The following is a 13260-nucleotide window of genomic DNA, read 5'->3' on the forward strand; positions in this document are numbered from 1 at the left end:
GGCTCTGCTCCGCAGATTCGACGATCACCGCCGGCAACTGCTCGCCGGGATCCTTAGCTGAACGTTTTGCCATGTGCACTCCGCAGGTTCGGTCACGGGAAGGCCGGCCGACAGCCAAGCAGTCTATGGATATCCAGTGAAGCCGGTCTGACGAGGGCCGTCCCTCCTGTTTCGCAGGGATTTGCGCCTCGACACATGACTTTTGGCGCAGGCACTGGCTCGACTGGAATGGCAATGTTATAACGTATCGAAAATAACAAGCTCTTCCCGATTGCCCACTTCAGTTACTGGACCGCCCCTCGATGAAATATTCCCTGCTTGCCCTGAGCCTGGCTGCCGCGCTGGGCGCCGCTCCGCTGTTTGCCACCGACGCATCCGCCGGCACCGCCGCCCAGGGCACGGATGGCGACGCGCCCCAACAAGGTACGCGCAACAAGCCTGCGGCCAAAGTGCAGAACCTTGGCGCGGTCGACGTGAGCGCCGCTCTCGACCAGGCGCGCAACTCGCTGTCGCCGGATACCGGCAGCAGCCAATATGTCATCGATCAGAAGGCCATCGCGGCGCTGCCGCTGGGCGCCTCCACGCCGATTAACCAGGTGTTGCTGCAGGCACCGGGCGTGGTACAGGATTCCTACGGCCAGCTGCATGTGCGCGGCGATCACGCCAACCTGCAGTATCGCGTCAACGGCGTGTTGATTCCCGAATCGATCTCCGGCTTTGGCCAGACCCTCGATGCGCGCACGATCAAGGAGGTCAAGCTGATCGATGGCGCGCTGCCGGCGCAGTACGGCCTGCGCACTGCCGCGGTGGTGGATATCACCACCAAGAGCGGCCACGATCTGGGCAACGGTGGCAGCGTGGGCGTGATGGGGGGCTCGTTCGGCACCTTCAATCCGAACGCTTCGATCTGGGGCAGCAACGATCGCTGGAGCTATTTCGTCACCGCCAACTACTTGCAGAACGATGTCGGTATCGAAAACCCGACATCGAGCCGCACGCCCATCCACGATCACACCAATCAGGTGAAGGGCTTCGGCGATATCTCGTATCTGATCGATAACGACACGCGTTTGAGCTTCATGTTCGGCGTGAGCAACAGCCGTTTCGAGATCCCGAACAACCCGAACCAGGAGCCGCAGTTCGGTTACCTCGACACGGTCGATTTCAATTCGGCCAATCTCAACGAGCAGCAGCAGGAAAAGACCCGTTTCGGCGTGTTGGCCTTGCAGGGCAAAATCGGCGAAACCAACTATCAGGTTTCGGCCGGTCAGCGTTATAGCAGCATCGCGTTCACGCCGGATTTCGTGGGCGACCTGATGTTCAACGGCGTGGCCGCGGATATCAATCGCAGCAATCGTGCCAGTACCTTGCAGGCGGATTTTGCCACGCCGCTGGGCGATAGCCATACGCTGCGCTACGGCATCTACGGTTCGTTCGAGCACGGCAATATCAACAACAACTCCTGGGTGTTTCCGGCCGACGCCGACGGCAACCAGACCAGCACCACGCCGATCAACATCCTCGATGGCGCGCGCCTGATTGCGCGCACCTATTCGGCTTATGTGCAGGACGAGTGGAGTGTCGGAGACAAGTGGACGATCAACTACGGCGTGCGCGGCGACCAGTACCACCTGTTCCGCGACGAGAGCCAGCTGAGCCCGCGTGTCGGCGTGGTCTATCAGGCGACCCAGGACACAACAATCCACGCCGGCTATTCGCGCTACTTTGTGCCGCCGGCGACGGAAGTGATCTCCACTACCAATATCGCCAAATTCAACGGCACCACCAACCAATTGCCCAGCGACGGCAACAACACGGCGCTGTCGGAGCGCTCGGATTACTACGACGCAGGTATTTCGCAGAACATCGGGCCGCTGACGCTGGGTCTGGACGCGTACTACCGCAAGGTCAGCCGCCTGCAGGATGAAGGTCAGTTCGGCGCCGCGCTGGTGTACTCGAACTTCAACTATGAATTCGGCCGCATTCGCGGTGTCGAATTCACCGCCAACTACGATGAAGGTCCGGTGTCGGCGTATTTCAACCTGGCTTACAACCGCGCCATGGGCAAGCGCATCATCACCGGTCAGTACAACTTCGACCCGGATGACCTGGCCTACATCTACAACAACTACATCCATCTGGACCACGACCAGAAGCTGACGTCGTCAGGCGGTATCAGCTATGCGGTTACGAGCGATACCAAGATCGGTGCCGATTACATCTTCGGCAGCGGCCTGCGCTCGGACGGCAATGTGCCCAATGGCTTGTCGCTGCCGTACTACTTCCAGTTGAACCTCAATGTCTCGCACGACTTCAACTTCGAAAGCACCGGCACATTGCATACCCAGTTGGCCGTCATCAACGCGCTGGATCGTACTTACGAGCTTCGCGACGGTACCGGTGTGGGCGTCGGTGCGCCGCAGTTCGGACCGCGCCGCGGGCTCTACCTGAGCGTGCAGAAAGACTTCTGATCGTTCCTGGCAGGTTGCAGGGAGGGGCGCGGGCTGCGAGGCTCGCGCCTCTTTTGCTTTATCCTTGAGCAATGAATCCCAGTCATCGCTCCCCTTTACCCGAGCCCAGCGCCGACGAGCGTACCCACTCCGATCGCTTGCTCGGTATGCTGCGCGAGCAGATCGCCGCGCAAGGTCCCATGGCCTTTTCGCAGTACATGGAGCGCTGTCTGTATGCGCCCGGGCTGGGTTATTACAGCGCCGGCAAAACCAAATTCGGCGAGGCCGGCGACTTTGTCACAGCGCCAGAGTTGGGTGAGTTGTTCGCACGGTGCGTCGCGGCGGCGGTGCAGCCGATCCTGGCCTCGCTCGGCGAGTCTGCGGATTTTCTCGAACTCGGAGGCGGTAGCGGCGCGTTTGCGCTGAATGCGTTGCGCGCCTTCGATGCGTCAGGGACGTTGCCGCGCAGCTACGGGATTCTCGAGCCCAGCGCCGATCTGCGCGAGCGCCAGCGAGAGCGCCTCCGCGATGCGCTGGCGCCGCGGTTATTCGAGCGGGTGGCATGGCTGGATCGCCCGCCGGAAGCGGACTGGCGCGGCGTGCTGTTCGCCAACGAAGTCATCGACGCGTTGCCGACCACGCGTTTCGCCATGCGTCATGGCGAAGTCTATGAAGAGCATGTCGTGCTGGATGGCGAAGGCCGTCTGATGCGAGTCGATCGTCCGGCCGATGCGCTGGTCGCCGGTGCGGTCCGTCATGTCGAGCGCGATCTCGGCAATCCATTTGCCGATGGCTACCGCTCCGAGATCCTGCCCCAGCTACCGTATTGGATGCAGGCGATTGCCGGCTCGCTGCAAGCCGGGGCGATGCTGTTTATCGACTATGGCTACGTTCGGCGTGAGTTCTACCTGCCCGAGCGCAACGACGGCACGTTACGGGCGTTCTATCGCCACCGCGTACACAATGACCCGTTTTATCTGCCTGGCTTGAACGACCTGACCGCGTCCGTCGATTTTACCGCCCTGGCCGAGGCGGGTAACAGCGCGGGCTTCGCCGTGGCAGCTTATCTGCCGCAATCGGTGTTCCTGATCGATGCCGGTCTTCAACAAGCCTTCGAGGCAGCATACGAGCAGGCTGTCGACGAAGCGGGGCGTTATCGTCTGGCTCAGGAGGTCAAGCGCCTCACCATGCCCGACCAGATGGGCGAGCGATTCCAGGCCATGCTTTTGACGCGTGGCATGGATGTGCTGTCCTTGCCGGCAACGCTGCTGGCAAGCGATCGGGCGCATCGTCTGTAGCGGCTATCGCGACCTTTGCTTTTTCAACGCCTCGCCGACCATCGACCACGGGTGGAATTGCATGGTTATCTTCTGGCTGCCCACAGGCACGCAGACGGCCCGGAACATGCCATTGGCGCGATGCACAGCCAGCGGCACGCCGTTGGCCTGAGCCGTCCAACCAGGAAAATCCAGTTCGCTAAGTACCAGCCACGCGGGACCGCCTGAAGCCTGGGCCTGGATGGTCAATTGCGTAGGCGATGCCGAGACGCCAGCGAGCTGCAATTGTCCCGTGCATCGGGAGGCATCCGCTTGCGCCAGCTCGCGATCGACTTTGTCCCTCGGCGTGAGCAGGACAGTCTTTGCGAAATCCGTGGTAGCGAAATCCCAGCCTGCGCCATCGCCGCGCATGGCCGGGCTCGACGCAATGAGCCTGGCCGCGGCAACGAGCAACAGGCGCCCGATCGGACGTGGCGAGGAGCGGTCGATGTGGCTGGCCAACCAGCCGATCGCGAACGCAAAGGCCATATTGAACAGATAGGCGGCATCGGCTGGGCGACGAAACAGCTTGATGCCGGGCAGACCTGCATAAAGCCAGCCGTAGAACGGAGCATGCGTTCCCATCATATAGAGGATGGCCAAGCCTGCAACGCCGGCGAAAAAATAAAGGTGCCGACGTTGACGAGGTTCGCGCCATGCCTGCGGTAGCCCCAGCAACATCAGTGAAGGAATGGCACCGAGATAAAGATAGGCTTCGACGACCGACGAAGGGCCGTCATAGTGCCCGCGTAACGCATGCAATGCGTTGGGGATGCCAAGGTTAAGAAAAGTGCGTGCGTCGAGCGAGGCGACGTCCGAAGCGCTTAGCGGCAGCTCCGCGCGATTGGAGAGCGTCGCAAAGGCAAAGGTCATCGATAGCTGCGGCAGCACGATCGCCAGGGCCGTGAGCGTCGCCAGGACACTGCAAGGAGCACCCCCAGATAAACCATGCAGCTCCCGGAGATGACGGAATAAGCATCCATGCCATGAGCAACGGCGAAAAAAGCATGCCCTGCGGATCGGCGATCTGTGGATAGCCTGCGTAGATATGCGGGTTCCACCAGGGAGCGATGCCGTGGCGCAGGTTATAGGCGTTGAAATAGACCGTCGGATAGAACTGATCGATGGCATCCCAGGGAAGGATGCGCCCGCCAAGCAGCGCCGGCAGGTTCAATAACAACCACATCAGGACCAGGATGCCGCCGGTCCGCCACAAGGGATGTTGCCGCCACGTCACACTAATGCCTTCAACGGAGTGGAAGGCATTAGCGTAAGCGATTGAGGTGGATCAGTGCGTGGTGGAGGCGGCTGCCGGTGCCGAATCGCCGGCGGCGGCCGGCCTTACTGGTGTACTGTCTTCGGCGCGGTGGCCCATTTTGCCTTTCTTGAACAACGTGGCGGCCGCTTGATAGTAGGCCGTGGCTTCGTCGATCTGCTGGCGATCCACCGTGCCGATCGGGGTGGCATCGCCCGTGTCGAAATCAGGATGGACCTGTTCCAGCTTGCGTTGTGGTTCCAGCACCGTCAGCACGTCGCCCTTGAGATAGCCCAGCTTCTCGTAGGTCGCCGGAAAAGCGCGTTCGCGATCGGCCGGAAGCTGGAAAATGTCGGCACCGAAGAAGCGGCTGCGGTAGCTGAAGTTGAGCAGGCCGAGCAAAGTCGGCGCGATGTCGATCTGCGCGGTGAGCTGCTTCACATGCTGCGGCTGGATGTGCTTGGGCGCATAGATCCATAGCGGAATGTGATAGCGATTGATGGGTACGCTGCTGCGGCCGGCGCTGGAGGCGCAATGGTCGGCGGTGATCACGAACACCGTATCGTCGAAATACGGCTTGCTGCGCGCACGCTGGATGAAATCGGCAATCGACCAGTCGGTATACGCCACTGCGCCTTCGCGCGTGCCGTTGCGCTCCTTGACGCGCCCGGCCGGGAAGGTGAACGGGCGGTGGTTGGAGGTGGTCATGATGTGCAGGAAGAACGGCTTGCCGCTGGCGTTGATCTGGTCCATCTGCTTGAGCGCCAGCGTGTAAAGATCTTCGTCGGCCACGCCCCAGACATTCTCGTGATGGATCGTGTCGCCTTTGCCGATATCGTTGCGATCGACCGTCCGGTAGCCGTTGTGGCTGAAGAAATAGTTCATGTTGTCGAAGTAGCCGTAGCCACCGTAGACAAAGTCGGACTGGTAGCCCCGGTCATTGAAGATATCGGCCAGCGAGAACAGATTCTCGTTGTTATGCATCTTGATGACCGAGTCGCCGGGCGTCGGCGGAATCGACAGCGACAATGCTTCCAGTCCGCGCACGGTGCGCGTGCCGTTGGCATAGAGGTTGTCGAAGAACATGCTCTGTTCGGCCAACGCGTCGAGGTTCGGCGTGATGTTGCCGTGGCTGCCGCCGAAGTGCTGCAGGAAATCGGCCGAGAGGCTTTCCACGCTGATCAGTACGACGTTGAGATGCTTTTCCGGGCCCGCGTGACGGATTTCGCGCGAAAGATCCTGTGGGTCGTTAGTGAGATACGTGGCCTCCGGGGTCTGCACCATGGCGCGGACCTGCTTGAATGCCTGGTCCTCGGGAAGGGTGCGATAGAAGCGCGAATAATCCAGGTGGCTGCTGCGGAACGCGGCAAAGAACTCGTAAATGCCGTTGCCGGACAGTTCGTTGACGTAGGCGTTTTCGAGGCGGTCCTTGAGCGTGCCTTTGACGGCAATCACCGAGATCACGGTCAGCACCAGCCAGATCAGCACGACCTTGCTGCGCTGCAGAAAGCGCGTTCCGCCATCGGCTGCACGCAAGCCGCGACGTGTCAGCACGACGACGATAATGGCTGCGATGGCCAGCATGGTCAGCCAGCGGCCTATCGGATAGGACTCGCGAATATTGCCGATGACTTCGGTGGTATAGACCAGATAATCCACCGCGATGAAATTGAAGCGCGTGCTGAATTCGTTCCAGAAAGTCAGCTCGGATGCGGCAACGAACATCAGCCAGAACAATAGGACAAGGCCGAGCAAGTACAGCAGCCATTGGCCCGGCCGCGAGACATAGGCGCGCACCGGCATCAGCCAGAGATACAGCAGCAACGGCCAGGCGACATAGAGCAGGGTGACCAGGTCATAAATGGCACCCACACCGAATGCGTACAGGTAATACAGTGGATTGAGCGGTACGCCAGAGCCGGACATGGCGAGCAGGATGATGCGCGTGATCGCCCCAAGCACGATATAGCTGATGCCAAGCCACCATAGAGGGCGGAAGCGCTGTTGCAGGGGTGAGGCAAGCGAAGGAGCTGGGGACACTGGCGACTCCAGTAGGTGTACGGTAGCCATTCCCTTGGCATGCGGACGATTCGACCGCCTGTTATACCTGCCGTGCCTTTGCGCTACCTTTCTTGAATCTTAGTTGCCCGTCGGTATTTGGCTTCGGACTTTGCCTACGGCTTCGGCGCGGGCGCGTGCCATTGCCTCGCCGATCGCCGGTCCGCTCAAGCCCTTGGCGACAAAATCCGCCGAACCGACTGCCGCCGCGGCAGCGCGTGCCTGGCGCAGATAGTCCGCTTGCGGATAGGTATCGTTCTCATGTGCCTTGCGGCCGCGTGCATCGGCCTCGCATGCAGTCAAAAAGACGTCCAAACGCTCGGGGCGGCGTAATGCGTCCAGGGCATTCAGCAGCTTGAGCACCGTGGTTGGTTTGAGCTCCAGGGCGCGATGGGCATTGAGATGATCGCGGCACACCGCTTCGGCCAGGGTGGCGTGTTCGGTCGGCACTTTCAGGCGAGCCGCCAGCGCCTGCAAGGGTTCGATGCCGCGCCGCTCGTGTTCCAGATGGCTCGGCAGTATTTCGGTCGGCGTCAGTGCTTTGCCCAGGTCGTGGGTCAGGCAGCAGAAGCCGACCAGATCGTTGCCGGGCGCCAGCCTCGCGGCCATGTCGAGCACCATCTCCACATGGATGCCGGTGTCGATTTCCGGATGGAACTCGGCACGTTGCGGTACGCCATAGAGCGCATCGATTTCCGGAAATAACACTTTCAGTGCCCCGGCCTCACGGAGAATACGCAGGAAAGCGGAAGGCTGCGGCTCGCCCAGCGCCTTGCGGGTTTCCTGCCAGACGCGCTCCGGCACGAGATGATCGATTTCGCCGTCGACGACCATACGTCGCATGAGGGCCATCGTTTCGTCGGCTACGCGAAAACCCAGCGGTGCGAAGCGCGCTGCAAAGCGCGCCACGCGCAGCAGACGCACCGGGTCTTCGACGAAGGCGTCGGCGACGTGTCGCAGCACGCGTTGCTCGATATCGCGCAGGCCGCCGAAGGGATCGACCAACCGGCCGTCTTCGTCGCGCGCCATGGCATTGATGGTCAGGTCGCGTCGTGCAAGATCTTCTTCCAGTGTTACCGACGGTTCGGCATGCACGGCAAAACCGTGATAACCGCGCCCGGTCTTCCGCTCGGTGCGCGCCAGCGCGTATTCCTCGCCGTTGTCCGGGTGCAGGAAGACAGGGAAGTCCTTGCCGACTGCCTTGTAGCCGAGCGCGAGCATTTGCTCGGGCGTGGCACCGACCACGACATGGTCGCGGTCGGCCACGGGGCGTTCCAGCAGGGCATCGCGGACGGCGCCGCCAACGAGATAAGTGCGCATGTCGCGAGTGTGCCAGAGACCGCGAGAGTGTTTAGCGAATGCTGGCAGACGGCGCCGGTGCCGGCTGAGCCGAGGTAGCGCTCGCCGGCGACTGTGCGGCTGCCGGTGCCCCATTCGATTCGGCCTTGGCCGGTGCCGCGGCGGCGGGGCAGCCCACGGTCTTGCGTAGCGTGCCCGCATCCGGGAGCTGGTAGGCGGTGCCGATCGGCGTCATCCGCTGCGACAAGGGAATCGCCTTACCGCTCATGCGCCAGTCGTAGATCACCGCGAAGGCCATGACGCGCGCGACGTATTCGCGGGTTTCCTTGAACGGAATGCTGGCGACGAACAGGTCGGGCTCCAGGCTGCCACGCGCGGCCAGCCACTGGTCCACGCGTGCCGGGCCGGCGTTATACGCGGCGCTGGCGAGCCATGGCGAGCCGTTGAAGCGTGCCGCCATCTGGGCCAGGTAGCGCGTACCTAACTGCACGTTCACTACCGGATCGTAGAGGCTCTCGCCGCCATTCCAGGGAAGGCCATTGCGCTTGGCGACCAGTGCGGCGGTGCCAGGCAGCAACTGCATCAGGCCGCGCGCGTCGGCACCGGAGCGCGCGTCGCTCATCCAGGCGCTTTCGGCGCGCAGAATGCCATAGCCCCAGGCGGGGTCGATGCCGGCCTGCTGCGACTGCGGTACCAGGCCGTCCTGGCCGGCGAGCGGAAAGCGCTGCTCGTAATACCGCAACGCGTCGCCGCTGTTGAGCGCAAAGACCGCGCGGTCGTACCAGCCGCGACGATAGGCCAGGTCCACGGCCTGGCGCACGGTATCCGGATCGGCACCGTCGAGCGCGGCAGACCATTCGCGCCGCGCCAGCTTGGGCAGGCCTACCGCGTACAACTCGAAGGCGCGCTGCAGACCGGGCAGGGCAAGCAAGGCTTGTTCGCGTTGCACGTCGGCCGGCAGCGTGAGTGGGCAGATCGCATAGTCGGTATCGAGTTTGTCGGCGGCAAGAAAGCCAAAAAACGTCGATTGATTCGCCAGCGGCTCCAATTCCCGCTGCGCGGCTTCGTGGCGACCCAGGCCATCCAATGCGCGTGCCTTGAACCAGCGCCATTCGCCATCGTCGCGCTGGGTTGGCGGCATCGCTTCGATCGCCGTCAGCGTGGCCTGCCAATCCTGTTGCGCGAGCGCGACGCGTACACGCCATTCGCGGCTGGCATCGGTCTGCGCATCCGCGGGCAAGGCTTCAAGGCGTGCCAGCGCGTTTTCGTCGAAATCGGTGGCGTGGAAAACCGCCAGCGCGTTGAGAATGCGGCCGCGCTGCGCCGGGGTGAACGCAAAGCGATGTTGCAGCTTTTGCCAGCCGTCGTCCGCGCTTGCCGACTGGCGGCGTGCCAGGCGTTGCAGTGCCAGCGCTGCAGCCTGACGGTGGCGTGGCGTATCCGGCCAGGTACTGGCGCTGGCGACGGCTGCGGCCGGATCGCGCAAGGCGAGAGCGAGACGCTGACCGGCCTGCTTTTCATTGTCGGGCAGCCAATCGGCCAAGGTGGCGATGGTGCCGCCCTGGCCGGCGTCGGCGGCGCGGTCGATGCGCTCCCACAAACGGGTGGACGTCAGCAGGCCCTGGTCATAAGCGGCGCCCAGGACCGGGTCGCATGCGCTCGAGGGCAGGCTGGGCTTGGTCCATAGCGTCGCCAGGTCCTTATCGAAATCGAGCTTCTCGCCTTTGGCCAGACGCGCCTGCAACGCATCGCAGATGAGCGTGTCGTTGCCGCTAGGCCGATAGAGCGCAAGAAAAGTATCCCAATCCTTGCGACGTGCCAGTTCGAGCAGGAAATCGCGGCGCAGGTCGGCTGCCGGGATCAGATTGGGGTACCGCTTCAGGTAATCCTCGACCGCGCCCCGATCCAGCTGACGCAGATCGTGCGTGAGCGCGGTGGCCTCCAGGTAGGGATACAACGGATAGTCGGCGAGATTCTGTGCCAGTGCACGCCAGGCATCGCCTCCCTGTTGCGCACTTGCATACGCCTGACGGAATGCATCGCGCTGCGCTTGGCTGGGCTCATCGGCGGTCGCGGATCCGCCGAGCAGGAGCCAGCCGACAGTCAACAGTAGATAACGATGGAAGCGGCGCGGCCGTGCGGGCTCGGACATGACTATTCCTTCAGCGATGCACCGGGGTGCTTTAAGACAGCGGCAAAGAGTAAGGGTTGGTACGCGACTAGGCCATGAATGTGGCGGTGAATTTTCCGCCGTACGGGCTGTAAAGAGAGCTCCATGCGGTTATCCGGGCTCCTCGGTTCGCTTTTAAGCCTCTATAGCCTGTGCAACGAGCGACCTGGCCATCGCCAAGGCGCCGACCTCACACACTGCTAAACTCGCCGATCTACCCGCACGCCATAGATTCCCGCATGACGTCGATGCCGCTACCTTCCTTTCGCACGCTGTGGCCGGCCTGGCTGGTGCTTCTCCTGTCCGCCGCTGCCGGTGCATCGTGGTGGTGGGCGGTCGGTCGGCCGGTGAGCCTGCCCGACGCGCCGACATCGCGCATCGCCTGCGTCTCGTACGCACCGTTCCGCGAACCGGGCGAAACACCGTTCGATCTGAAGGCGGTCATCAGTCCCGAGCGCATCGATGCGGATTTGAAGACCCTGTCGCAGCGCTTCGACTGCATTCGCACGTATTCGCAAAGCCATGGTCTGGACAAGGTGCCCGAGATCGCGGCGCGTTATCGCATGAAGGTGCTGATGGGCATCTGGCTGAGTCGCAACGCGGCGGACAACGCGCGCGAAATCGATATGGGTATCGCCACGGCCAAGGCGCATCCCGAGGTGCTACGCGGTGTGGTGGTCGGCAACGAGGTGCTGCTGCGTGGCGAGTTGTCGCCGAAGGCGTTGATGGCCTATGCGCACGAAGTTCGCGCGCAGATTCCGGACTCCGTACCGATTACCTATGCCGATGTGTGGGAGTTCTGGCTGCGCTATCCCCAAATGGCGAAGGCGGTGGATTTCCTCACCATCCATATCCTGCCGTATTGGGAGGATCAGCCGGTACCGCCGGAGCATGCGGTCCGCCACGTTGCCGATGTCTATCGGCAGGTGAAAGAAGCATTTGCCGGCCGCCAGGTGATGATCGGCGAAACGGGCTGGCCTAGCGCCGGTCGGCCGCGCCGCGATGCGCGCGCCAGTCTGGTCAATGAGGCGCGCTATCTGCGTGAGTTCCTGATCTACGCCAATAGCGTGGATATGCCCTACAACGTTATCGAAACCTTCGATCAACCATGGAAGCGTGCGCAAGAAGGCACGGTCGGCGGCTACTGGGGTATCTACGACGTCCATGCGCAGCCCAAGTTCGCGATGAAGGGACCGGTCGTCGAGGAGGCGCATTGGTACAGGGGCATGTATGCGGGTGCCGCCGGTGCGTTGTTGTTCGCACTGGTCGTCGCGTGGCGTCGCGCTTGGCGCGGCGCCGGCGGCTGGCTGGCTTCGCTGTTGGCCGGCTTCGCTGCCGGCACGGCATTGGCCTGGCAATACCGGCAGATGATCTATGCCTGCCGCGATGTGCTCGAGTGGACGATTTCGGGCACGGCCTGCGTGCTCGCACTCGTCACCGCATTGATGCTGGCGCGGCGTATAGTTGCGCGCCTTACGGGTAGCGTATCGCCGAACGGTTGGCGCTTGCGCTGGTGGCGTGCAGGCTGGATGTTCGTGCTCGCCCTGCTTGGCCTGTTGCTGGTTTTCGACGGACGCTACCGTGATTTCCCGCTGGGCCTGTTCGCGTTGCCGTGTGTCGGTTACGCATTGCTGGGCTGGTTGGATCGCAGGCATCGGGTGGCGATGCCACTGATCGAGGAACGCTTCCTGGCGTTCTGGTTGCCGTCGCTGGCTGCGGTAGTCGTTGCGCAGGAGTTGGGTCTCAACCCATCGACCTGGTTATGGCTGCTGCTGAACCTGGCGATTGCCGCCCCGGTGCTGATCGGTTGGTATCTGGCTGCCCGACTGCAGTCGGATCAGGCGCAGGCTGCCTACCAGTAACGCGAGGGCGCCAGCTTCGTAGCAATACATCACCAGAGCGATGAAACCGAGCGCGGCGGCAAGGCAGGCAGTGGCCGGATGCTTCCAAGCCAGCGCGAGCGCGGTACTGGCAAGCGCGGCATAACCCAGGCCATAGGTGTAGAACGCGAACACGATCGCCTGGCGCACACTGCACCAGGCAGGGCCATTCGCTTCGTCGCATAGGTGTGCGAGGTTGGCCGGCTCGATGAACAGATAGCGCACCAGCGCCGCGGCAACGCCAGCGAGCAGGATCGACATCCAGGGCAGGGAAACGCGAAGCGAAGAAGTCATCGGCGAAGTTTATGCGCTCTTGGCGCCACATGCCCAGGCAAACGGATTTCCGCGGCGACAGGCAAGTGATCGGAAAACGCCTGGGGCAGCGCCCACAGCTTGTCTATGTGGATCGCCTCGGAAGTGAGGATGTGGTCGAGTGCCTTGCGCGGTCGCCAGCTCGGGAAGGTCGGCATGGCCTGCGGTGGCGGTTGCAGGGTCGAAGTGTGGAACAGGTGGCGCATCTCGGCGCTGTGCACATCGGTGTTGAGGTCACCCATCAACACCGCGTGCGGATAATCCTTGAGCACCTCGGCGATGAAACCAAGCTGGCGTGCGCGCGCGACCGCGCTCAATGACAGATGGGCGATCATCACGGCGAGTGCATCCTGGCCCGAGCCGAAACGCGCCAGCAGCGCGCCGCGGCCCGGCACGCGGCTGGGCAGCGGATAGGTCAGCACCTCGGTGGGCTCCAGCCGGCTGATCAGGCCATTGGCGGTGTGCGAGACACGGGCGATCGGCCGGTTTGGCTGATGGCTCCAGAACGGCATGCCGGCGG

General features: G+C 62.6%; 10 protein-coding genes. 3 read left to right on the forward strand and 7 right to left on the reverse strand.

The features are described from left to right. The first annotated feature begins 302 nt into the window (after positions 1-302). Complete coding sequence (locus tag VIM98_RS08870) at positions 303-2471, forward strand: TonB-dependent receptor (RefSeq protein ID WP_331992735.1); 2169 nt, start codon at positions 303-305, stop codon at positions 2469-2471. Between the two features lie 71 nt (positions 2472-2542). Next, complete coding sequence (locus tag VIM98_RS08875; protein ID WP_331992736.1) at positions 2543-3748, forward strand: class I SAM-dependent methyltransferase; 1206 nt, start codon at positions 2543-2545, stop codon at positions 3746-3748. Between the two features lie 3 nt (positions 3749-3751). On the opposite strand, the gene VIM98_RS08880 is transcribed toward VIM98_RS08875, so the two are convergent. The 5 genes from VIM98_RS08880 to VIM98_RS08900 form a co-directional block, all read right to left on the reverse strand. After that, on the reverse strand, positions 3752-4639 hold the full coding sequence (locus VIM98_RS08880; protein ID WP_331992737.1) for a hypothetical protein: 888 nt from the start codon (positions 4637-4639) through the stop codon (positions 3752-3754). Then, positions 4548-5003: a hypothetical protein gene (locus VIM98_RS08885; RefSeq protein WP_331992738.1), complete on the reverse strand. Its 456-nt coding sequence runs from the start codon at positions 5001-5003 to the stop codon at positions 4548-4550. Before VIM98_RS08885 ends, VIM98_RS08880 begins: the two co-directional genes overlap by 92 nt. A gap of 51 nt (positions 5004-5054) precedes the next feature. Then, entirely contained in the window at positions 5055-7061 is a 2007-nt protein-coding gene (locus VIM98_RS08890; protein WP_414650204.1) for an LTA synthase family protein, read from the reverse strand. Between the two features lie 99 nt (positions 7062-7160). Beyond that, positions 7161-8399: a multifunctional CCA addition/repair protein gene (locus VIM98_RS08895; RefSeq protein ID WP_331992740.1), complete on the reverse strand. Its 1239-nt coding sequence runs from the start codon at positions 8397-8399 to the stop codon at positions 7161-7163. A 31-nt stretch (positions 8400-8430) separates the two neighbouring features. Further along, the gene (locus VIM98_RS08900) at positions 8431-10530 is read right to left on the reverse strand and encodes a transglycosylase SLT domain-containing protein (protein WP_331992741.1); all 2100 of its coding nucleotides are present in this window, start codon (positions 10528-10530) and stop codon (positions 8431-8433) included. 257 nt (positions 10531-10787) lie between these two features. On the opposite strand from VIM98_RS08900, the gene VIM98_RS08905 reads away from it, so the two are divergent. Further along, positions 10788-12410: a glycoside hydrolase family 17 gene (locus tag VIM98_RS08905; RefSeq protein ID WP_331992742.1), complete on the forward strand. Its 1623-nt coding sequence runs from the start codon at positions 10788-10790 to the stop codon at positions 12408-12410. Here the strand turns inward: VIM98_RS08905 and VIM98_RS08910 are convergent. Beyond that, on the reverse strand, positions 12309-12722 hold the full coding sequence (locus VIM98_RS08910) for a hypothetical protein (RefSeq protein WP_331992743.1): 414 nt from the start codon (positions 12720-12722) through the stop codon (positions 12309-12311). The genes VIM98_RS08905 and VIM98_RS08910 overlap by 102 nt on opposite strands. Next, the coding region (locus VIM98_RS08915) for an endonuclease/exonuclease/phosphatase family protein (RefSeq protein WP_331992744.1) at positions 12719-13260 on the reverse strand (542 nt) is incomplete at its 5' end. The genes VIM98_RS08915 and VIM98_RS08910, both read right to left, overlap by 4 nt.

Source organism: Dyella sp. (genome assembly GCF_036568765.1).
Lineage (GTDB): Bacteria > Pseudomonadota > Gammaproteobacteria > Xanthomonadales > Rhodanobacteraceae > GSA-30.

What these genes read in the sequence shown, in the direction of transcription:
- VIM98_RS08870 (WP_331992735.1), top strand. Translation starts at nt 303, where the DNA reads ATGAAATATTCCCTGCTTGCCCTGAGCCTGGCTGCCGCGCTGGGCGCC.
- VIM98_RS08875 (WP_331992736.1), top strand. Translation starts at nt 2,543, where the DNA reads ATGAATCCCAGTCATCGCTCCCCTTTACCCGAGCCCAGCGCCGACGAG.
- VIM98_RS08880 (WP_331992737.1), bottom strand. Translation starts at nt 4,639, where the DNA reads ATGACCTTTGCCTTTGCGACGCTCTCCAATCGCGCGGAGCTGCCGCTA.
- VIM98_RS08895 (WP_331992740.1), bottom strand. Translation starts at nt 8,399, where the DNA reads ATGCGCACTTATCTCGTTGGCGGCGCCGTCCGCGATGCCCTGCTGGAA.
- VIM98_RS08900 (WP_331992741.1), bottom strand. Translation starts at nt 10,530, where the DNA reads ATGTCCGAGCCCGCACGGCCGCGCCGCTTCCATCGTTATCTACTGTTG.
- VIM98_RS08905 (WP_331992742.1), top strand. Translation starts at nt 10,788, where the DNA reads ATGACGTCGATGCCGCTACCTTCCTTTCGCACGCTGTGGCCGGCCTGG.
- VIM98_RS08910 (WP_331992743.1), bottom strand. Translation starts at nt 12,722, where the DNA reads ATGACTTCTTCGCTTCGCGTTTCCCTGCCCTGGATGTCGATCCTGCTC.